At 35.1% G+C, this 21,280-nt stretch carries 20 protein-coding genes and 1 other RNA gene; 14 read left to right on the forward strand and 7 right to left on the reverse strand.

What is annotated here, in order from left to right; all coding sequences use genetic code 11:
* The first annotated feature begins 92 nt into the window (after positions 1–92).
* The 7 genes from DFQ08_RS12750 (at position 93) to DFQ08_RS12780 (ending at position 5,284) form a co-directional block, all read left to right on the forward strand.
* Positions 93–1,754 carry a Na+/H+ antiporter NhaC family protein gene (locus tag DFQ08_RS12750; protein ID WP_114310402.1) on the forward strand — a complete coding sequence of 554 codons (1,662 nt, stop codon included), beginning with the start codon at positions 93–95 and terminating at the stop codon, positions 1,752–1,754.
* A 145-nt stretch (positions 1,755–1,899) separates the two neighbouring features.
* Entirely contained in the window at positions 1,900–2,538 is a 639-nt protein-coding gene (locus tag DFQ08_RS12755; protein WP_114310403.1) for a peroxiredoxin, read from the forward strand.
* Positions 2,539–2,607: 69 nt separating this feature from the next.
* Positions 2,608–2,916: a thioredoxin family protein gene (locus tag DFQ08_RS12760; RefSeq protein ID WP_114310517.1), complete on the forward strand. Its 309-nt coding sequence runs from the start codon at positions 2,608–2,610 to the stop codon at positions 2,914–2,916.
* A gap of 2 nt (positions 2,917–2,918) precedes the next feature.
* Positions 2,919–3,176: a DUF6952 family protein gene (locus DFQ08_RS12765; protein WP_114310404.1), complete on the forward strand. Its 258-nt coding sequence runs from the start codon at positions 2,919–2,921 to the stop codon at positions 3,174–3,176.
* Between the two features lie 225 nt (positions 3,177–3,401).
* A complete protein-coding gene (locus DFQ08_RS12770) occupies positions 3,402–4,406 on the forward strand; it encodes an alpha/beta hydrolase (protein WP_181858410.1) in 1,005 nt (334 codons plus the stop codon).
* A gap of 90 nt (positions 4,407–4,496) precedes the next feature.
* Complete coding sequence (locus tag DFQ08_RS12775; RefSeq protein WP_114310406.1) at positions 4,497–4,832, forward strand: hypothetical protein; 336 nt, start codon at positions 4,497–4,499, stop codon at positions 4,830–4,832.
* Positions 4,833–4,891: 59 nt separating this feature from the next.
* Positions 4,892–5,284: a DUF4261 domain-containing protein gene (locus tag DFQ08_RS12780; RefSeq protein ID WP_114310407.1), complete on the forward strand. Its 393-nt coding sequence runs from the start codon at positions 4,892–4,894 to the stop codon at positions 5,282–5,284.
* 177 nt (positions 5,285–5,461) lie between these two features.
* On the opposite strand, the gene DFQ08_RS12785 is transcribed toward DFQ08_RS12780, so the two are convergent.
* The gene (locus DFQ08_RS12785) at positions 5,462–5,932 is read right to left on the reverse strand and encodes an ankyrin repeat domain-containing protein (protein ID WP_114310408.1); all 471 of its coding nucleotides are present in this window, start codon (positions 5,930–5,932) and stop codon (positions 5,462–5,464) included.
* A 72-nt stretch (positions 5,933–6,004) separates the two neighbouring features.
* Complete coding sequence (katG, locus tag DFQ08_RS12790; RefSeq protein ID WP_114310409.1) at positions 6,005–8,236, reverse strand: catalase/peroxidase HPI; 2,232 nt, start codon at positions 8,234–8,236, stop codon at positions 6,005–6,007.
* A gap of 211 nt (positions 8,237–8,447) precedes the next feature.
* Between katG and DFQ08_RS12795 the strand changes: the two genes are divergently transcribed.
* Positions 8,448–8,687, forward strand: coding sequence for a putative signal transducing protein (locus tag DFQ08_RS12795; RefSeq protein ID WP_114310410.1), 240 nt, complete (start codon positions 8,448–8,450; stop codon positions 8,685–8,687).
* Positions 8,688–8,828: 141 nt separating this feature from the next.
* Here the strand turns inward: DFQ08_RS12795 and DFQ08_RS12800 are convergent, their stop codons facing one another.
* Positions 8,829–10,454 (reverse strand): ABC-F family ATP-binding cassette domain-containing protein, encoded by a 1,626-nt coding sequence (locus DFQ08_RS12800; RefSeq protein ID WP_114310411.1) that lies wholly within the window; start codon positions 10,452–10,454, stop codon positions 8,829–8,831.
* 377 nt (positions 10,455–10,831) lie between these two features.
* Here DFQ08_RS12800 and DFQ08_RS12805 point away from each other — a divergent pair, with 377 nt between their 5' ends.
* Positions 10,832–12,256, forward strand: a complete 1,425-nt coding sequence (locus tag DFQ08_RS12805) for a TlpA family protein disulfide reductase (RefSeq protein ID WP_114310412.1) — start codon at positions 10,832–10,834, stop codon at positions 12,254–12,256.
* A 22-nt stretch (positions 12,257–12,278) separates the two neighbouring features.
* Here the strand turns inward: DFQ08_RS12805 and fsa are convergent, their stop codons facing one another.
* The 3 genes from fsa to ffs form a co-directional block, all read right to left on the reverse strand.
* Complete coding sequence (gene fsa, locus DFQ08_RS12810) at positions 12,279–12,932, reverse strand: fructose-6-phosphate aldolase (RefSeq protein WP_114310413.1); 654 nt, start codon at positions 12,930–12,932, stop codon at positions 12,279–12,281.
* Positions 12,933–13,007: 75 nt separating this feature from the next.
* Entirely contained in the window at positions 13,008–13,811 is an 804-nt protein-coding gene (locus DFQ08_RS12815; protein WP_114310414.1) for an SDR family oxidoreductase, read from the reverse strand.
* Between the two features lie 146 nt (positions 13,812–13,957).
* Positions 13,958–14,056: signal recognition particle sRNA small type (ffs, locus tag DFQ08_RS12820), an RNA gene on the reverse strand.
* Between the two features lie 265 nt (positions 14,057–14,321).
* Here ffs and DFQ08_RS12825 point away from each other — a divergent pair.
* The 4 genes from DFQ08_RS12825 to DFQ08_RS12840 all read left to right on the forward strand — a co-directional run bounded on the left by DFQ08_RS12825 (position 14,322) and on the right by DFQ08_RS12840 (position 18,370).
* Positions 14,322–15,350 carry a glutaminyl-peptide cyclotransferase gene (locus DFQ08_RS12825; protein ID WP_114310415.1) on the forward strand — a complete coding sequence of 343 codons (1,029 nt, stop codon included), beginning with the start codon at positions 14,322–14,324 and terminating at the stop codon, positions 15,348–15,350.
* A gap of 6 nt (positions 15,351–15,356) precedes the next feature.
* A complete protein-coding gene (locus tag DFQ08_RS12830; RefSeq protein ID WP_114310416.1) occupies positions 15,357–15,746 on the forward strand; it encodes an acyl-CoA thioesterase in 390 nt (129 codons plus the stop codon).
* Positions 15,747–15,829: 83 nt separating this feature from the next.
* Entirely contained in the window at positions 15,830–16,594 is a 765-nt protein-coding gene (locus DFQ08_RS12835; protein ID WP_114310417.1) for a hypothetical protein, read from the forward strand.
* 207 nt (positions 16,595–16,801) lie between these two features.
* Positions 16,802–18,370: a hypothetical protein gene (locus DFQ08_RS12840; protein ID WP_114310418.1), complete on the forward strand. Its 1,569-nt coding sequence runs from the start codon at positions 16,802–16,804 to the stop codon at positions 18,368–18,370.
* Positions 18,371–18,474: 104 nt separating this feature from the next.
* Here DFQ08_RS12840 and glyA read toward each other — a convergent pair whose 3' ends face one another.
* Positions 18,475–19,749: a serine hydroxymethyltransferase gene (gene glyA, locus DFQ08_RS12845; protein WP_114310419.1), complete on the reverse strand. Its 1,275-nt coding sequence runs from the start codon at positions 19,747–19,749 to the stop codon at positions 18,475–18,477.
* A gap of 109 nt (positions 19,750–19,858) precedes the next feature.
* On the opposite strand from glyA, the gene fahA reads away from it, so the two are divergent.
* The gene (gene fahA, locus DFQ08_RS12850; RefSeq protein WP_114310420.1) at positions 19,859–21,151 is read left to right on the forward strand and encodes a fumarylacetoacetase; all 1,293 of its coding nucleotides are present in this window, start codon (positions 19,859–19,861) and stop codon (positions 21,149–21,151) included.
* Positions 21,152–21,280: the final 129 nt, after the last annotated feature.

Raw genomic sequence — 21,280 nt, forward strand, 5'->3', positions numbered from 1 at the left:
ACCTTTTTTTCAGGTATAAGCCTTGCCTCACGCTTCTTCATTTGCAAATGAGTTAACAAAATCGTAACATTACGACACTAAACTCAGATAAAATGCCAGATAAGCCCTCTCAATTAGATTTTGACAATCAAAATATCATAGACAATAAAGAATTAAATCTACTTGAAGCCCTTATCCCAGTTGTTATTTTAATGGGGCTATTAGCGTACAATATTTTTTTCGTTGAAAGTCAAGAATGGTTCGGCGCCTATACCAATCAAATTATACTTCTTATAGGAGGTGCTATTGCCGCAGGTGTTGGTTTTTTTAATAAAACCAGCTTAAAAACAATGATTACCGAAGTTTGGGAAAACCTTAAAACCATTTTTGTTCCGGTATTGATCCTTTTATTAGTAGGAGCTCTTGCCGGGACCTGGCTCGTTAGTGGTGTAATCCCCGCTATGGTGTATTATGGCCTGCAAGTGTTAAGTCCAGCTATATTTTTACCTGCCTCTGTAGTTATTGCAGCCATAATTTCTATCGCTACGGGAAGCTCATGGACCACATCAGCAACAGTAGGTATTGCCTTAGTAGGTATCGGAACCGCTTTAGGGATTGATCCTGGAATGATTGCAGGAGCCGTGATCTCTGGAGCCTATTTTGGAGATAAAATGTCTCCGCTTAGTGATACCACTAATTTAGCACCCGCTATGGCCGGTACCGATTTATTTACACATATTAAATATATGGGTATTACTACCGTACCTACCGTTATCATTACCCTAGTGGTCTTTGCTATTATAAGCGCTAATATTGATACCACAGGAAGTTCTGATACTGGTTTTATTTTAGAAACCATCCGTCGTTACTTTAATATAACGCCTTGGTTATTCTTGGTTCCTGTAGCGGTTGTAGGCCTTATTTTATTAAAGACAAAACCTTTATTAGCCTTGGTTTCAGGGGTAGTCTTAGCCATTATTTTTGCTTTTGTTTTTCAACCGAAACTAATCAATAGCATTTCAGACTCTTCAATAGATACCATTACCACTTCGGTTTTAACGGATATTAATGTCACGATTTCAGATGAAGCCTATAAGGATGCTTTTACCGCAACTGATATTGAAAATATAAATAATGATGAAGGCCGTTTAGCCAATTTATTTAGCGATAATGATTTAAAAGGAATCTATACCACAGAAAATTTAAAAAACTTTTTTGCGACTGAATATAGTGATCCCGAAGTTATTGAATCTAAAGTTGAAAATTTAGATAAACTCATCACCATCAAAAGACTAAAAAAACTATTTAGTTCTGGAGGAATGAATGGTATGCTTTGGACCATCTATTTAATCTTTTGTGCCATGATTTTTGGAGGGATTATGGATGGTATCGGTGCCCTATCTAGAATTACGAAAGCCTTACTATCTATTGCAACATCTGTCTTTGGATTATTTGCGAGTACTGTGGCGAGTTGTCTTGGTTTAAACATTGTCGCTTCAGATCAATACTTAGCCATAGTTATTCCTGGTAAAATGTTTAAACAAGCTTATGAAGATCGTGGTTTAGCCCCAGAAAACTTAAGTCGTACTTTAGAAGATTCGGGGACAGTAACTTCAGTATTAATCCCTTGGAACACGTGTGGAGCCTATCATAGTGGCGTACTAGGTGTAGGCGTCGGAGAATTTTTTATCTATGCGATATTTAATTGGTTAAGTCCGGTGACCACCTTAATTTTTGCGGCTTTAAAGTTGAAAATCAAGATGATTAAAGCGTAATAAAATGCGTTTATAATACCCAAAACTTTATCATAGCCAATGCCTATTTCCTTATAAAAAATTAAAATTCGATTAACGTTTATTTTCCTTGATGCGAAGTATATTTGTAGTGTAAAATAATTAATAATTTTAAAACTATAAAAACATGGCATTAGTAGGAAAACAATTTCCAGATTTAGACGTAAACGCAATGAATGAATTGGGTGACACTTTTAAAGTGAACGTTCTAGAAGAAGCTAAGAACAATAATAAAAAAGTAGTATTATTCTGGTACCCAAAAGATTTTACTTTTGTTTGCCCAACAGAATTACACGCCTTCCAGGCCGCATTAGGAGAATTTGAAAAAAGAAATACCATTGTAATTGGTGCTTCTTGTGATACTGCTGAAGTGCACTTTGCATGGTTAAGCACATCTAAAGATAACGGAGGAATTGAAGGTGTAACTTACCCAATCCTTGCAGATTCTAACCGTAACCTTGCTTCTGCATTAGGAATTTTAGATATTTTTAATGAGCAATATGATGAAGAAACAGGATTAGTAACTGTAGAAGGTGACAATGTTACTTTTAGAGCAACTTACATCATTGATGAAGAAGGAACTATTCAGCATGAAAGTGTGAACAACATGCCATTAGGTAGAAACGTTAATGAATACATCAGAATCATTGATGCTTTAACACACGTACAAGAAAAAGGTGAAGTTTGTCCTGCAAACTGGGAAGAAGGAAAAGAAGCAATGCAAGCTAACGCTAAAGACACTGCTGCTTATTTAGCTGCTCACTAATCCAAAATGCTATATAAACCTGGGTTATTTGTAAGAATAGCTCAGGTTTTAAAAAAAATACAAAACGTTATGATTCAAGAATTAGAACAAGACAACCTACAAGATATTATAAATAATAACGATACTGTAGTGGTACAGTATTCTGCAACTTGGTGCGGTAATTGCAGAATTATGAAACCAAAATTCAAGAAATTAGCAACAGAAAATGAAGGTACGGCCTTTGTGATTGCTGATGCTGAAAAATTTCCTGAAAGTAGAAAATTAGCGACGGTTGATAATTTACCAACCTTTGCCACCTTTAAAAAAGGAGCGTTTAAAAATCAAGTACAAACTAATAAGTTCGATGTTCTTAAAGAACTTGTTGAAGAAGCTATTTAATTATGAAATTACCTGTAATTAAGCATTTAACACAATTCATTGAAGAGAATGATGAAGATTATATTTTAGAAACTATTGAAACCCTAGAACAACTTACAGAAGTCCCTTCTCTTAAAGATGAAGAACTCGATGTTATTGGAGAATTAATCTCTAATATGTATGGCGCTGTAGAGGTCCAAAAAATGATAAAGGATGGAACGCCTAAAAAAGAAGCACTGAATACTTTTATGTCTCGTGTTCTTGGTTCTATAGATAAATAAAAAAAGAAAAATTTCCGCTAAAATAAGAGCCCTTCCATCGAAGGGTTTTTTTTATGCCTTATGCTATTTAAATCGTGGTTCTATCGCTACTCTAACTTGTTCTAATGTAAACCTGAAGGTGTTAACGTTTTTTTTAGAGTGGACATCATTATGGTTTTCCTTCTCAGTGTATACAGGTTTAGAGCTTTTTGTTGTTTATGTGTTTATGTTGACATACCTTTGAGAATGAAACAGATATTAGTTATAACGATTATATTTTTGACCAGCAATTTTACAGTATTTGCACAGAAATATAGTGAATTACAGAATTACAAACATCACTCCGTCATTACTAAAAATGATACCATAAACTATCATACTTACGCTAAAGTAAAAACAGATTCTCTAAGTACCATTCTCTTATACATTCAAGGCTCAAGTGCGATATCTTTATACCAAGTCAAAAAAGAAAAAGGCAGTATTGTTATTGGAACAACCGTGCCTTTTGATTTAGCCACAATTCCAGATCATTTTTTATTCGTTGTAATATCACGTAAAGGATTTCCATTTTCTACTGAATTAGATAAGCCATTTCCCATTCCTGAATCATTTTTTGAGAATCAAACGCTCGAATATCGAGCAAATCAAGCAAATTTGGTCATAAACGACCTACATAAAACATACAACAAACAATTAGACAAAATAATAGTACTCGGACATTCTGAGGGTAGTGATGTTGTTGCAAAACTTGGAACTATAAATAAAAGAGTAACACATTTTGGATACTGGTCAGGTGGCGGGAACACCCAATTTATAGACTTTGTAACGTTTATAAGAAAAGATGTTGAAAAAGGGACTTTAACGGAAGCACAAGCAAAAATAAAAATAGATTCGCTATTTAACGACTTAAGAGATATTATGTCTCATCCCAATGCGACGGACAAATTTTGGCAAGGAGATGATAATAGCTACAAGCGATGGAGTCATTTTTCGGACCCGCCTATTGAGAATCTATTGCAAATTAATAAACCATTATTTGTTGCCATCGGAACAAAAGACCAAGCTGTAGCACTTGAATCTGCTTACTTGATACCAATCGAATTTATACGAAATAAAAAAGACAATTTAACTTTTAAAGCTTACCCGAATCTTGACCATGGATTTGAAATGGAATTAGAAAATGGCGAATTTGAAGACCATTGGAATGATGTTTTTCAAGATTTTCTAAATTGGGTGAATAAAACGCAATAATAGTATATGCGAACACCGTGCGTCATAAATTGTTTTTTATGAGCTTACTTGCGAAAATCACTTACCATAATATTAACCTATACGCTATCCATGGGATTATTTAGCTTTTTAAAGAAAGACAAAAAGACTGAATCAAACACAAATTCAACAATTTTAGGAATGGTTCTTTTGGAAGCCCCAAATTCATTTGACTTAACAGGGACTGTAAATGAATTGAAAACAAAATGGAAACTAAAAGTCAATGATAATAACCCTAATGACAAAGCTGCTGTATTAGCCATTGGAGATTACAGTGTTGCTGTAGCAAATATTCCAGCTCCAATACCAAAAGAAGAAGTTGAAAAGCAGCTGAATACAATTATTTCTGGGAAAACGGAATTAAAGAAACATCCAAACACAAAGGACATATTGTTTTATCAATTATAAACATTGGAAAAAATACAGTTCAGGAAAATTTACTATATAGTAAAATTGCTTCTGCAGTTATGAATAACAGCAAAGCAATCGGAATTTATATTGGAGGTAGAACTTTAGTTCTGAAAAAAGACTTCTATCAAGCGAATGTGGAAATGATGAGCAAAGAAGATCTTCCTTTATACAATTGGATTTATTTTGGTTTAAGAAAAGAAAACGGAAAACAATCTGTATATACCTACGGACTTGCTGACTTTGGTAAAATGGAAATGGAAATTGTTGAGTTTGAAAAGGCAATAGAAGAATTAAATGAAATGATATTTAATTTATCTCATTATGTTATCGCTCATGACGTTACGCTAAAAGACGGAGAAACAACTGGAATTTCAGCTGAACAAAAACTAAGAATTTCCCAATCAAAAGGAAAGTTCTTGGAAGGGAAGACATTAAAAATTAAATATTAGAAATACTGTGTCCAAAACCATATTTAATTCAGTGCTAGTGCTGGCCGACTTACAAAAACACTCGTAACCAACCATAAACAACCACGCAAAACCTAAGCCCCAAAGCTTGCATAAAAAACTTCAAACAAAAAAGCCACTTCAATCGAAGTGGCTGTATACCATTGTGCTATTAATGCATTATTGCAATAAAGCAACAAGAGCATCAAATTCTTTTTCTTTAGCGTAATCTAAAGCTGATTTTCCGTGCTCATCAGTGAGGCTTTTATCGGCATCATGCTCTAATAAAAGACTAACAATAGCGCTGCGATTGTACATGGTGGCAAAAATTAGGGCTGAAACTCCAGTAGTATTAACTGCATTAACCTCGGCACCATGGTTAATCAATTTTCGCGCTAAAACCTCATTTCCTTTAAAGCTTACGCCAATTAAAGCAGTATTCCCAGAACCATCCTTAGCATTTATATCGGCTTGATGCTTTAATAAGACATCCGTAATTATTTCATTATCGAAATAGGTTGCCAAAATTAAAGGTGTAAAGCCACGAGCATCTTTTTCATTAATAAGCTTAGGATTTATATTTAATAAGGCTTCAATGCGGTCTTGATCACCAACTCTAATGGCTTCGAAAAAAATATCAATATCTTTCATAATGTATGTGTTAATCAAAAAAGGAATGAGATTTTACACTCACTCCTTCTTCATATTTAATTATTCTACGGTTTATTTTAAATCGAAGCGATCTAAGTTCATCACCTTGGTCCAAGCGGCTACAAAATCTTTTACAAAACGATCTTGTCCGTCGTTAGCTCCATACACTTCTGCAATTGCTCTTAACTCGGTATTAGAACCAAAAATTAAATCAGCACGTGTTCCTTTAAATTTCAAATCTCCTGTATTACGGTGACGTCCTTCAAAATAACGATCATCATCTGAAGTCGCTTTCCAGGTATACGTAAAGTCTAAAATATTTCTAAAGAAATCATTAGTTAAATGCCCTACATTATCGGTAAACACACCGTAATCAGAACCATCATAATTAGCACCTAACACACGTAATCCTCCTACTAAAACAGTTAATTCTGGTACAGAAAGCGTTAGTAAGTTAGCTTTATCTACTAATAAATCTTCAGCAGCAATTTTTATATCGCTTTTAATATAGTTTCTAAAACCATCGGCTAAAGGCTCTAAATAGCTAAATTGTTCAATATCGGTTTGTGCTTGAGTGGCATCACCACGACCTTGATAAAATTCGACTTTCTGATCGTATCCGGCATTTTTAAGTCCTTGTTCTACACCAACATTTCCGGCTAAAACAATTAAATCGGCCATAGATACATCACCTTCAAACTTATTTTGAATGTCCTCTAATACGGTTAATACCTTATTTAATTCCGAAGGATTATTAACCTCCCAGCTACGTTGCGGCTCTAAACGAATACGTGCGCCATTAGCACCACCTCTATTATCTGAACCTCTAAATGTAGATGCAGAAGCCCAAGCTGTAGTCACTAATTGTGACGTGGTTAAACCTGAATCTGAAATCAACCCTTTTAAAGTCTCAATATCCGTATCAGTTAAAGTATAATCTACAATAGGGATTGGATCTTGCCATAACAATTCTTCTTGTGGTACCTCAGGACCTAAGTAACGTGATGTTGGTCCTAAATCACGATGCGTTAATTTATACCAAGCACTTGCAAAGGCTTTTTCAAAAGCTTTATGGTCGGCATGAAAACGTTTAGAAATCTCTAAGTATTTAGGATCTACTTTAAGCGCGATATCTGCAGTGGTCATCATAAGATCTTGTCTTGCATTAGCATCACCAGCCATAGGAGCCATTTTAGCATTAGAAGCGGCTGTAGGTTTCCATTGGTGTGCGCCCGCAGGACTTTGTGTTAATTCCCAATCGTAGTTTAATAAGACATCAAAATAATCAGCATCCCATTGTGTTGGGTTTGGAGTCCATGCGCCTTCAATACCACTTGTAATAGTATCATCTAAAACTCCTGTACCGTAAGAGTTTTTCCATCCTGTACTCATTTCTTCTATGGAAGCTCCATGCGGTTCTTTCCCAACGTATTTATTAGGATCTGCAGCACCATGGGCTTTTCCGAAGGTATGTCCACCCGCAACAAGAGCCACAGTTTCTTCATCATTCATCGCCATTCTACCGAAGGTTTCTCTAACATCGTGTGCAGAGCCCATAGGATCAGGATTTCCGTTTGGTCCTTCAGGATTTACATAAATCCACCCCATCATTACAGCGGCTAATGGATCTTCTAAATCTCCATCCTTATAACGGTCTTCGTTCGCACCCCATTCAGTTTCACTTCCCCAATACACATCTTGTTCTGGTTCCCATACATCTACACGTCCTCCGGCAAACCCAACTGTTGGGAATCCCATAGATTCTAAGGCGCAGTTCCCGGCTAAAATCATTAAATCGGCCCAAGAGATCTTATTGCCATATTTCTGTTTAATAGGCCATAATAATAAACGTGCCTTATCTAAGTTACCATTATCTGGCCAACTGTTAATTGGTGCAAAACGCTGATTCCCTGCTCCTGCTCCACCACGTCCGTCTCCTACTCTGTAGGTTCCTGCACTGTGCCACGCCATACGGATCATTAATCCTCCATAATGACCATAATCTGCTGGCCACCAATCTTGAGAATCGGTCATAAAATCTGTAAGCTCTTTTTTTAAAGCGTCATAATCTAAACTTTTAAACGCCTCAGCATAATCGAAATCTTCACCCATTGGGTTCGATTTTGCAGCGTGTTGACGCAAAATATTTAGTTTTAATTCATTGGGCCACCAGTCACGGTTTTTTACACCCCCACCACCGGTTTGTTTTACAGTACCACTTAAGTACGGGCATTTAGCTGCACTTTCATTAATGTCGAAATTTTTACCTTGGGGAGCATCGGTTGAATGCGAATTACTTTCCATATCCTATATGATTTTTTGATTTAATTTTTGATAAAATTATGCTATTATGCACCTTAGGCTTAAGATACGTAATTTTTTTAATTTATTTTTTAATAGACAAAAACTATTGTAAATTAAAAACCGATAGTTAACACGAATAAATAAAGCGTTTTATAGGCTGAAATCTCAAGAAAATTTCGTAACTTTTAAGTGTAAATCAATACCTATAGCTATGAGCACTACAGAATATACCAAAGTTTATTACGGAAATTTTATTTTAGTTACGAGAATAAAGAATGAATTAGAAGCCTCTGGCATCGTTCCTATTATTAAAGATGAAGGGGAATCGCAACGTTTGGCAGGTTACGCTTCCTTAAATCAGGGATACCAAGAAGTTTTTGTACATAATGACGAATTAACTAAAGCCATGGGCATTATAAATCGGCTGAAGGCTGAAATGGAAGCCTCTTAATCTTGTCGCTATAATAAAGGAAATGGTTCTAATGTTTTTTTAGGCCTTAATACCGTCACTTTAAAGCAAAAAAAAGCTGGTATCTTCATACCAGCTTTTTTTTATACTATAAATCTATAGCGACTTATTATAGAGTGCTTATTATAAAGCTACACCATACATTTTTTCGCGTTGTTCTTTTATCTTCTTATCTCCCATGTACTCATCAAAGGTCATGTAACGGTCAATAACACCACTAGGGGTTAATTCTATAATTCTATTACCCACAGTTTGTGCAAACTCATGATCATGTGTGGTTAATAAAACCGTTCCTTTAAAATTAGTAAGGGAATTGTTAAACGCCGTAATACTTTCTAAGTCTAAGTGGTTTGTAGGCTCATCTAACATTAAAACGTTAGCTCTCATCATCATCATTCGGCTTAGCATACAACGTACTTTTTCTCCTCCTGATAGCACATCTGAAGTTTTAAGGGCTTCTTCACCACTAAAAATCATTTTCCCAAGGAAGCCTCTAATATGAACTTCTTCGCGCTCCTCTTCTGTTGTAGCCCATTGACGTAACCAATCTACTAAGGTTAGTTTATTATCAAAAAACTCACTGTTATCTAAAGGTAAATACGATTGTGTTGTGGTAACACCCCAATCAAATTTCCCTTCTTCGGCTTGTTCTTTTCCATTAAGTATTTGGTAGAATGCGGTCGTTGCTCTAGAATCTTTAGAGTAAACCACCACTTTATCGCCTTTATTTAAATTGATGTCTACGTTTTTAAATAAAACTTCGCCTTCAAGACTTGCTCCTAAACCTTGAACATTTAAAATCTGATCTCCGGCTTCACGGTCGCGTTCAAAAATAATAGCTGGGTAACGACGACTAGAACGTTTTATTTCAGAAATATTTAATTTATCAATCATCTTCTTTCTACTCGTTGCTTGCTTAGATTTTGCAACATTGGCAGAAAAACGACGGATAAAGTCTTCTAATTCTTTCTTCTTCTCTTCAGCCTTCTTATTTTGCTGTGCATGTTGTCTGGCCGCTAATTGCGAAGACTCATACCAGAAGGTATAGTTTCCTGAGAAGTGATTAATTTTTCCGAAGTCAATATCAGAAATATGGGTACAAACAGAATCTAAAAAGTGTCTATCGTGAGATACCACAATAACACAGTTTTCATAGTTTGCTAAGAAATTTTCTAACCAAGAGATGGTTTCGTAATCCAAATCATTGGTAGGCTCATCCATAATTAGTAAATCTGGATTCCCGAATAAAGCCTGCGCTAATAACACACGGACTTTCTGCTTTCCATCTAAATCTTTCATTAAGGTATAATGGTACTCTTCCTTAATCCCTAGATTTGATAACATGGCCGCAGCATCACTATCGGCATTCCAACCATTCATTTCTTCAAACTGTACCTGAAGCTCTCCAATTTTTTCAGCATTAGCATCGGTATAGTCTGCATAAAGCGCATCGATCTGAGTTTTGAGATTGTATAACGGTTTATTGCCTTTTAATATGGTTTCTAAAACGGTATCATCGTCGTGCTTGTTGTGGTTTTGCTCCAAAACAGACATACGCTTCCCAGGTTCTAAATGTACACTCCCTGAAGTAGGATCCATTTTTCCTGCTATAATTTTTAAAAACGTTGATTTCCCGGCCCCGTTAGCACCGATAATTCCGTAGCAATTACCATTATTAAAAGTGGTGCTTACTTCATCAAAAAGTACGCGTTTTCCAAATTGAACCGAAAGATTAGAAACTGATAACATGTTGTATAATTTTATTCTGTTAACCTTATATAATAAAGGTGAATTTTTAAGATTGCAAAAGTAGAAAATTAAAAGCAGAAACTCTTACAATAGGCCCTCTTCAATTAGAAAAAATATACTAAAGGCTTAATCTTAAAACTAAAACGCCTATGAGGACTTAAAATGTCCTTCAGAAAATATCCTAAGCCGGAAAATATTCTTTTAAATTCTCTGACTTTTATACCGATGATACGCTCTTTTTATCCTAATATTGTGGGAGTTCGCTAACATTTAACGAGGTATTAACAACGGATTTGCAAAGCTTCTTCTATTTTTGTTAGCCTAACTTTTATGAAATATACATGCTAAGTCTACGTTTCGTTTTTGCTTTAACTATAATGTCTACCATCTTTGGATGCCAATTTAAAGGTAGTAAAACAACAGATTACGCATATATTGGAGGTGAAATCATAAACCCAAAAAACAACAGTGTTGTCATTTACAATACTAAAGGTCAGATTTTAGACTCCATTACCTTAGATGATAACCACCGATTTATTTACAAAATAGATAATTTAATCCCTGGCCTCCACTCTATTACCCATGGTGGTGAATACCAAATGTTGTTGTTAGAGCCTAGTGACAGTATTATGTTCCGTATTAATACTTATGATTTTGATGAATCGCTTGTGTTTACCGGTCATGGCGCTAGAAAAAACAACTACCTTCTTAAAACGTATTTATCTAATGAAAAAGAAGCGAAACAGTTAGTGCGTTATTCTAAAATGGAACCTGAGGCTTTTAATGATTTTGTTGAAAAACGTCGATTAAAACAATTGCGTGATTTTCATACCTTTTTAAGTAAGACCGAAGAATCTGAATTTTTTAAGTCTATTGTTGAAGCTAATATTAACTACAACAACTATGCAGATAAGGAAATTTATCCTTTTGCCTATTTTGGGAACAACAAACTGATTCATATTAAAGATCTTCCTGAAGATTTTTTCGCCCATAGAAAGCATATAGATTATAATGCCACGCATTTAAGCCGCTTTTTTGCCTATAACCGCTTCTTATTTTCGCACATTGATAATTTGGCCATTCATGACTATTATAAAGATAATGCCTATCATAGTAAATTTAACCGACACGCTATGGGCTATAACAAATCTAAACTCGATTTAATTGATAGTATTATTACCGATCCGGTAATAAAAAATAACTTACTTAAATATAAGGCAAGAGAATATATTAGCTATAACCACACAGAAGATGAAGCTAATGAAATTTTAGAGCATTATTTATCAAAGAGCACCAATGAAGAAGACAAATTGTACATGAAAGATTTAGTGTCTTCTTTAAAATTATTACGTCAAGGAAATCCGTTGCCTAATATTACCATCGTTAATTATAACAACACGGAACACCGTATAAACTCTATCATTACCAAACCGACGATTATTTATTTCTGGTCCTCTAACTCTAAGTCACAATACCGCAACAGTCATTTTATGGTAGACCAATTAAAGTCTCAATTTCCACAAACCGATTTTATCTCTATTAATGTAAATGACAACAACGATAAATTTTGGAAGAACATTATTGATAATTATAAGTTCCCTACCATTAACGAGTTTAAGTTTAAAAACTCTAAAGAAGCGCGTAAAACGCTAGCGGTAAACTATCTGAATAAATGTATTGTTGTAGACCAAGATGGTATCATCTTACACCCTAACGCTAACATTTTTAGCTCAGAATTTCACGATACTCTTGAAGAATTACTACAAAAAAAGCATCTTATCGCTAAACAAGATGCTCTTTAAAATTATATAAGTTGAAATTCTCTTAGTTTCCTTTATTATAATCTGCTAAGAATTTCTCTAATCCACTATCTGTTAAAGGGTGTCTTAACAAACCAGTAATAGAACTTAATGGTCCTGTCATAACATCTGCTCCTAATTTTGCACAGTCAATAACATGCATCGTATGACGTACAGAAGCGGCTAAAATTTGCGTATCAAAAGCATAGTTATCATAGATATGACGGATTTCTGCAATAAGGTTTAAACCATCTGTAGAAATATCATCTAAACGTCCTATAAATGGAGATACATAAGTTGCACCAGCTTTAGCTGCTAATAAGGCTTGTCCTGGAGAAAACACTAAGGTTACATTTGTTCTGATACCACGATCTGAAAAATATTTACACGCTTTAATCCCATCTTTTACCATTGGTAATTTAATAACGATTTGCTCGTGTAATTCTGCTAAGGCCTCTCCTTCTCTTACCATGCCTTCAAAATCTGTAGAAATAACTTCTGCAGAAACATCACCTTCTACAATATTACAAATAGCCACATAGTGCTTCATAATATTATCAGTTCCTGTAATGCCTTCTTTAGCCATTAACGATGGATTTGTAGTTACCCCATCTAAAATACCCATATCTTGAGCATCTTTAATCTGCTCTAAATTTGCAGTATCAATAAAAAATTTCATAAAACTTTATTTAAGTTGTTGTGTTTTTAGTTGCCGCAAATTTACGGTTTTAACCCCATCAAAACAATGCGTTGGTTATAATTTATAATGATCCATTAACATCTTCTCGTAGATAGCATCTGGAAGAATTCGTTTTAAAACAATAGAAAATTTCTGTAAAAAAGCCCCAACCTTATAATGAATTTTAGGCGATTTCGTTTGTATAATTTTGTAAATAGCCTCTGCCATCTCCTTAGGGTCTCCACCGCTATCAACATGCTCATCCATAAGGCTTAAGGTTTTTCCGTAGGTTTCTTTGTAAGGCGAATTTTCTAAAGCCGGTGCATGGTAGCGCCCAGCAGCAATATTGGTTGCAAAATCGCCAGGCGCCACATTAGTCATCTTAATATTAAAGCCTTTTATTTCCATTCTAAAAGCTTCAGTTATTAACTCTAAAGCCCCTTTACTCGCACTATAAATACCGCGATATGGCAATCCCATATAGCCCGCAATAGACGTTATATTTATTATTAAACCCGATTGTTGTTGACGCATGCTTGGTAAAACAGCTTTAATCACATTTATAGGACCGAATAAATTGGTTTCAAAATTTCGCTTGATTTCCGCATCAGGGATTTCCTCTATAGGTCCTGTGATTCCGGCACCCGCATTATTAATAAGGACATCAATTTTAGTTTCAGCAGTTAAAACCTGATGGATACAAGCCGTAATGGTTTCAGGTTTCGTTACATCTAAAGCCACGATAGGAAACTTACTTTGCGGATAATTATTAGGGTTTCTACTCGTGCCATATACTTTGAAACCTTTAGTTTGAAGAAATTCACCAACAGATTTTCCGATTCCAGAGGAGCCCCCTGTTATTAATACAACTTTAGACATATGATGATATAAATTATAATTTTGAAAATTACAAATTCTGAAATTAGTAGACCTTTTATTCCTTAACTAATTGAAGAATAGTAAGGTTTTAAACTAAAAAAATCTCGAAGAGCTATAGCATTCAAGATTTGAGTTTTGGGTACAAAAAAAGGCAAGCTACCTACATCACACCGCTACGACCATTTACCTTTGCTGCGTTCCCGCCCTGGAGGATTCAACAGGAGCTGGTTGTGTAGGACTTGCCAGGTGCAAAGATACAATCTTTTCAGAGTATTTGCCAAAAGAAATCCCATAAAATCTTTAAAATTTTTAACCCGCTAATTAAGAGAATCTTAGACAGAAATTACTCGATAAAATCTATTATTTTGAAATTCTAAGTTGAAATTTCATCCCAATTTATCTTCTTCTTCCTCTAGAAAAATGCTAAAAACACATTGAATTTAGACGCTAAAAAGCATATTCAAACTGAATTTTATTTAATAACTTGCCAAAAAAAATCCAATATTCGCCATGCGCCACTATAATTATCTTTTTCTCTTAGCCTTCAGCTTCCTTTTATTCCAATGTGGAGATACTAACGCTTCAAAACAATCAGGATTATCAATTAATGTAGGTGCTCAATCTTTAATGCTTGGCGATACCCTTAACCTCTCTATTAACAATCCTAAAAATTTAGAGATTTCAAGTGTAAATTATCAATTAAACGGGAAACCTATAAAGGAGAATGCTATTTTAAATGCTGTGACTTTAGGCGAAAAAAATATTACAGCTGAACTTATGGTTGGCGATAAAAAAGAAACCTTATCACAATCCATTCAGATTTTTAATAATATTATTCCATCGTATTATACTTATGAAGTGGTAAATGTTTACCCACATGATATGACCTCTTATACGCAGGGCTTAGAATTTTATAAGGGCGAATTGTATGAGAGTACAGGACAACGTACCGAATCTAAATTGAGAAAAGTAAATTTTGAAACCGGTGAAGTTTTAAAAAACATTAACCTAGATGATTCCTATTTTGGTGAAGGATTAACCATTTTAAACGACAAAATCTATCAATTAACATGGCAAGCTAGACGCGGATTTGTTTACGACGTTAATACCTTTGAACGACTCAGTACTTTTAATTATGGCACAAGTAAAGAAGGCTGGGGTATTTGTAATGACGGAAATACTTTATATAAATCAGACGGGACTGAAAAAATTTACCTGCTTAACCCAGACAACTTAAATGAAAAAGGTCATATTGAGGTTTATACGGAAAAAGGGAAAATTCCGAACCTTAATGAAATGGAATGGATTAATGGAAAAATTTATGCGAATATTTACCAACGTAATGGTGTGGTTATCATCAATCCTAAAACAGGAGGTGTTGAAGGGGTGATCGATTTTAAACCGTTACGAAAATTAGTAACGCAACACCCAGAACTCGATGTCTTAAATGGTATTGCCTACCACCCAGAACGTAACACCATTTTTGTAACCGGAAAAAATTGGGATAAATTATTTGAAGTGAAACTTCAAAAAAAATAGACATCCGTGCAAGTATTTCAAAAAACCATTACCGTTTGTGAGGACGATATTGACGACCTCAACCACGTTAACAATGTGCGTTATGTGCAATGGGTACAAGATATTGCCAAAGAACATTGGCTCACCTATGCCCCTAAAACAATAACAGACACCTACTCTTGGTTTTTAGTCAATCATTTTATTGAATATAAAAATCAAGCTTTACTTGGTGATGTTTTAATCTTAAAAACCTTTGTTCCGGTGGTAGAAGGCGTATCTACAACACGGCATGTAGAAATTATCAATGCCAAAACGGACCAACTCGTAGTCGCTTCTAAGGCCAAATGGTGTCTCATTGACAATAAAACATTACGGCCAACACGTATTATCCCAGAAATTTCAGAATTATTTAATTAACAATTCTTTAGGTTAAAGTTTAACTAATAAGCGCAACATTTAGGGCTTAAACCCTTTTCTTTAACGCATCAATCCATCCTATTATGCGTAACATTACGGTTAGCCTTTTATTCTGTCTCCTTCCTTTTATTCACTTCTCTCAAACCTTAAACGGTAAAGTCTACGACACCAAAAGTGTACTGAAGAATATTAAGGTGATTAATAAAACGCAAAACCGAATGACCATTACCAATGCTGATGGTGATTTTAAAATTGAAGCTAAAGTTCAAGATAGTATTATTTTTCAGTCCCTTTTCTATCACCAAAAAACCGTAGTTTTAAAACCCTCTCACTTTGGAAGTATGGCCGTCTTTGAGCTCAAAGAAATTCTGAATGAACTCGATGAAGTTGAAGTAAAAGCAGAACCCGAACAACCTGTCTTTTCCGAAGAAACCTACAATATTGAGCTTAAAAGTATTATTCAAGAAGATATTAAAAATCATCCTGAAAAATATGCGCCTTTAGGTAATAACCAAGGTATAGATTTTGTTTACCTCGCTAAAAAACTCTACAACTTAATAAAATCTAAAAAACCAAAGACAGAAACCCCCACAGTCATTACATACAAGAATTTCACCTCCCTCATTGAAACAAGCTCATTTTTTAATCAGGAGTTATTAACCCAAAGCCTTAAAATTCCTGAAGCCTATAATTATCTCTTTTTAGATTATTGCGCGTCTAAACAACTCAGTTCGGAATTACTCAAAGAAGAAAACAAAATGCAATTATTAGAAGCATTGGTTGTAAACAGTCAACTATTCTTAATTCTTTTAGAAGAGTACGGAGAAGAAAGTTTAAAACAAGAGTAAGCGCTTTCTAGTGGTTCTCAAAAGGTAGCCTTTAAAACATTTCCTGTTATAAGCACAAATGCCAACCCCAGAAACCACGAACCTTATAATCATAAATACACAGCCTCCCCGACGCCTTTAATCTAAAGGTCTTGTAATTTATAGGCTACAATACTAAAATCTAATTTCAAAAGTTATATTTTTAAGCCTTAATTATATTTCTCTTTTATGAAGCGATTGCTATCCTTTATGTTTTGTTTTGGAATTTTAATCTTTTGGAGTTCTTGTCGTAACGATTTTGAATTCTCACCGAGTCAAGGTCAATTAGAATTTGCCAAAGACACTATTTATTTAGATACGGTGTTTTCTAATATTGGGTCGAGCACGTATAACCTTAAAGTTTATAACCGTAGCGATGAGGATATTGTGATCCCTACCATTCAATTTGAAAACGGAACTGACTCGCGATACCGAATGAATGTTGATGGCGAAACCGGTTTAGAAGGCGCCCAAGAAGGAAAATTCTTTGAAGACGTAGAATTATTGGCCAACGATAGCCTTTATATTTTTATTGAAACCACTATAGATATCAATACTCTTGGAGCTTTAGAGAATCAGTTTTTATACACCGACAGAATTCTTTTTGACGCGGGGAATCACCAACAAGATATTGATGTGGTGACTTTAGTTAAGGATGCTGTTTTTATCTATCCAAGTAAAGACGAAATTACAGGAACTATAGAAACCTTAAGTTTTGATATTGATGGCGATGGCGTTATTGATGATACGACTACTCAAGGTCGGTTTTTAACTGATGAAGAATTAACCTTCACCAATGAAAAACCTTATGTAATCTATGGTTACGCTGCCGTAAATACCGGAAAAACCCTAACCATGGAAGCCGGAGCACGGGTTCATTTTCATGCCGATTCTGGAATTATCATAACCGATGGCGCCTCACTACACATTGATGGTGCGCTTAGTAGCAATCCTGACCTCTTAGAAAACGAAGTTATTATTGAAGGGGATCGTTTAGAACCTTTATACGAGGATATTCCCGGACAATGGGGTACTATTTGGCTCTATAACGGAAGTACGAATAACCATATTAATCACGCCACTATAAAGAATGCTACGGTTGGACTATTAGTTGAAGGAAATCCGAATACAACTACAGACAAATTAACGATTACCAATTCTCAAATCTACAACACCAGCAGCTTTGGTATCTTAGGAAGAGCCACCTCTATTAGCGCTGAAAATGTAGTCCTTAATAACTCCGGACAATCATCTTTTGCGGGAACTTATGGTGGAAAATACAATTTTACACATTGTACCATTGCTAATTACTGGAACAGCAGCTTTAGAGAATACCCTGCCCTACTTTTAAACGATTATATTGTTGATGAAAATAATACGGTTTATGTGAATGACTTAACCGAAGCGAATTTTAACAACTGTATTATATATGGTAATGATAATCCTGAATTTTTATTAGAGCAACAAGGCGACGTCTTTCAATTTAAATTTTCAAATTCTCTTCTACGTTTTAATAACTTGAATCTTTCAGGTAATGGAATTTACGATTTTGAAGACAGCACATTCTATGCGAATAACGTTTTTAATGAAGATCCCGATTTTGAAGCGCCTTATGATAATAAGATGCGTATTGGTGCCGATTCAGAAGCTATAGGTATTGGCAGTTCTGAATTCACCGTTGCAACAGATTTACTTGGCAATCCACGTTCAGGTGCTATAGACGCTGGCGCTTACATCCATACCACTTTTAACGAGTAGCTAGAATAGTAACAACACTAACAAACAAAAAGCCTTTCAAAATAAATTGAAAGGCTTTTTGTTTGTTAAGGCTCCTGTATCTCAAAAATCTACAGGACTAGGTTTTAAGCATTAAATAAAGCACGTCCGCTCATTAATTCATTTACTTTCTTAGCCACACCTTCTAAAACGGTATCGTTATCATGGTTAGCAAGAACTTCATCAATTAAATCTACAACGTAAGGCATATCGCTTTCTTTTAAACCTCTTGTTGTTACCGCTGCAGTACCAATTCTAATACCAGAAGTTACAAATGGAGATTCCGTATCAAACGGTACCATATTCTTATTCACAGTAATATCTGCTTTTACTAAAGCGTTTTCAGCATCTTTACCTGTAATATTTTTATTTCTAAGGTCAATTAACATCATATGGTTATCCGTACCTCCAGAAATTAAGTTATAATCTTTAGCCACAAAAGCTTTAGCCATAGCGTTAGCATTGTGCTTCACCTGTAACATATAATGCATAAAATCGTCAGTAAGCGCTTCACCAAAAGCAATCGCTTTAGCAGCAATAATATGCTCTAAAGGTCCACCTTGATTTCCTGGAAAAACACCAGAATCTAATAAGCTAGACATTTTACGTAGATTTCCATTTTTTAGAGTAATTCCGAAAGGATTGTCTATATTTTCCCCCATCATGATCATTCCCCCTCTTGGTCCACGTAAGGTTTTATGAGTTGTAGTCGTTACAACATGACAGTGCGGCATGGGATCATTTAAAATTCCTTTTGCAATTAATCCGGCCGGGTGAGAGATATCAGCTAATAATACAGCTCCTACACTATCAGCAACTTCTCTAAACTTAGCGAAATCAATATCACGAGAATAGGCTGAAGCCCCAGCAATAATTAATTTTGGCTTTTCTTTTTGAGCTTGATCCGCAAGCATATCGTAATCAATATACCCCGTATCTTTCTTTACCCCGTAGAAGGTTGGCTTATATAATTTACCTGAAAAATTTACTGAAGATCCGTGTGTTAAATGACCACCATGAGATAAATCGAAACCTAAAATTGTATCTCCAGGTTTTAAACATGCGTGGTATACTGCAGTGTTAGCCTGACTCCCAGAGTGTGGTTGTACATTAGCATAAGCAGCCCCAAATAAGGTCTTGGCACGCTCTATAGCAATATTCTCTACCTCATCGACAACCTCGCAGCCCCCGTAGTAACGTTTACCAGGATACCCCTCAGCATACTTATTAGTTAATACAGATCCTGCAGCTTCCATAACCTGGTCGCTTACAAAATTCTCTGAAGCTATTAATTCTATACCATCAATTTGGCGTTCCTTTTCAGCTTGAATGAGTTCAAATATTTGTTCGTCGCGTTGCATAAATAAAGTGTTTGTTAAATCAATACAAAAATAGTGAATACATTAGTTTAAATATCAAAAATTATGTAGGTTTGACTGAATTTAATGAACAATTAATCAACAATAATATATGCCATTATCCGCTAACAATCCAGATCGTACCTCATGGTTACATGTTGGTAAAAACTCAGATTTCCCGATTCAAAACATTCCTTTTGGAGTTTTTCTTACTAGAGATGACATCATTACCATAGGAACTAGAATTGGAGATACGGCTATTGATCTTGGAGCTTTACACCAATTGGGTTATTTTGAAGGCATACCCCTTACCGATGATATTTTTCTTCAAGATACCTTAAATGATTTCATTGCTGATGGAAGAAAAACATGGCGTCTGGTAAGAAATAGAATCGCTGAGATTTTTGATGCTGAAAACGACACCTTAAAAAATAATATTCCACATAAAGAAACTATTTTATTCCGTTTAGACGAAATAGAAATGCAACTGCCTATACAAGTCGGTGATTATACGGATTTTTACGCAAGTAAAGAGCATGCTACCAACGTGGGGACCATGTTTAGAGATCCTGATAATGCCTTAATGCCAAACTGGGTGCATATGCCTGTTGGTTACCACGGCCGTAGTTCTTCTATTATCCCTTCAGGAATTCCAGTACATAGACCTCAAGGTCAAACCTTACCTCCAGATGCTGACACTCCTGTTTTTGGACCGTCAAAACTTGTAGATTTTGAACTTGAAATGGCGTTTATCACCACCGATGCTAATGATTTAGGAGAACCAATTCCTATTGAAGAGGCTGAAGAATACATCTTCGGATTGGTTTTATTTAACGATTGGTCAGCTAGAGATATTCAAAAATGGGAGTACGTTCCATTAGGTCCTTTTTTAGGAAAAAGTTTCGCCTCATCAATGTCGCCATGGATTGTTACTTTGGACGCTTTAGAGCCTTTTAGAACTGAAAGCCCAAAACAAAACCCTAAGCCTTTAGAGTATTTAAGAAGTAAAGGAAAGAAAAGTTTCGATATTAATTTAGAAGTTGCTATTCAGCCAAAAGGTGCTAAAGAAACTATTGTAAGCAAATCAAATTTCAAATATATGTATTGGAATATGGCTCAGCAATTAGCACACCACACCGTAAACGGATGTCCAGTAAACTCTGGAGATGTTATGGGAAGTGGAACCATCTCTGGTCCTACTCCAGACTCTTATGGTTCTATGTTAGAATTAAGTTGGAAAGGAACCAAACCTTTAACCATGAAAGATGGTACCGAACGAAAGTTTATCAATGACTACGACTCTGTAATTATGAGAGGGCATTGTGAAAACGATGGTACACGTATTGGATTTGGAACCGTAAAAACACAGTTACTTCCTATATTTAATCCGAAGAAAAAGAAATAAATTTTAGACTTATACCATTATAAAAAGAAGATTTGAGTACCGTACTTTAATCTTCTTTTTTGTTTTATAACTTTATATAAATATCAGGAAATGGACAATTGATATTAATTCACATTTAAGTTTCAACGT

It is taken from the genome of Winogradskyella arenosi (assembly GCF_003337305.1).
Classification (GTDB): Bacteria; Bacteroidota; Bacteroidia; order Flavobacteriales; family Flavobacteriaceae; genus Winogradskyella; species Winogradskyella arenosi.

Coding starts and splice junctions, on each gene's coding strand:
- DFQ08_RS12805 (WP_114310412.1), top strand. CDS start 10,832: ATGTCTACCATCTTTGGATGCCAATTTAAAGGTAGTAAAACAACAGAT.
- DFQ08_RS12760 (WP_114310517.1), top strand. CDS start 2,608: ATGATTCAAGAATTAGAACAAGACAACCTACAAGATATTATAAATAAT.
- DFQ08_RS12750 (WP_114310402.1), top strand. CDS start 93: ATGCCAGATAAGCCCTCTCAATTAGATTTTGACAATCAAAATATCATA.
- DFQ08_RS12770 (WP_181858410.1), top strand. CDS start 3,402: ATGAAACAGATATTAGTTATAACGATTATATTTTTGACCAGCAATTTT.
- katG (WP_114310409.1), bottom strand. CDS start 8,236: ATGGAAAGTAATTCGCATTCAACCGATGCTCCCCAAGGTAAAAATTTC.
- DFQ08_RS12785 (WP_114310408.1), bottom strand. CDS start 5,932: ATGAAAGATATTGATATTTTTTTCGAAGCCATTAGAGTTGGTGATCAA.
- DFQ08_RS12835 (WP_114310417.1), top strand. CDS start 15,830: ATGCGTAACATTACGGTTAGCCTTTTATTCTGTCTCCTTCCTTTTATT.
- fsa (WP_114310413.1), bottom strand. CDS start 12,932: ATGAAATTTTTTATTGATACTGCAAATTTAGAGCAGATTAAAGATGCT.
- DFQ08_RS12815 (WP_114310414.1), bottom strand. CDS start 13,811: ATGTCTAAAGTTGTATTAATAACAGGGGGCTCCTCTGGAATCGGAAAA.
- DFQ08_RS12755 (WP_114310403.1), top strand. CDS start 1,900: ATGGCATTAGTAGGAAAACAATTTCCAGATTTAGACGTAAACGCAATG.
- glyA (WP_114310419.1), bottom strand. CDS start 19,749: ATGCAACGCGACGAACAAATATTTGAACTCATTCAAGCTGAAAAGGAA.
- DFQ08_RS12825 (WP_114310415.1), top strand. CDS start 14,322: ATGCGCCACTATAATTATCTTTTTCTCTTAGCCTTCAGCTTCCTTTTA.
- DFQ08_RS12765 (WP_114310404.1), top strand. CDS start 2,919: ATGAAATTACCTGTAATTAAGCATTTAACACAATTCATTGAAGAGAAT.
- DFQ08_RS12775 (WP_114310406.1), top strand. CDS start 4,497: ATGGGATTATTTAGCTTTTTAAAGAAAGACAAAAAGACTGAATCAAAC.
- DFQ08_RS12780 (WP_114310407.1), top strand. CDS start 4,892: ATGAATAACAGCAAAGCAATCGGAATTTATATTGGAGGTAGAACTTTA.
- DFQ08_RS12840 (WP_114310418.1), top strand. CDS start 16,802: ATGAAGCGATTGCTATCCTTTATGTTTTGTTTTGGAATTTTAATCTTT.
- DFQ08_RS12800 (WP_114310411.1), bottom strand. CDS start 10,454: ATGTTATCAGTTTCTAATCTTTCGGTTCAATTTGGAAAACGCGTACTT.
- DFQ08_RS12795 (WP_114310410.1), top strand. CDS start 8,448: ATGAGCACTACAGAATATACCAAAGTTTATTACGGAAATTTTATTTTA.
- fahA (WP_114310420.1), top strand. CDS start 19,859: ATGCCATTATCCGCTAACAATCCAGATCGTACCTCATGGTTACATGTT.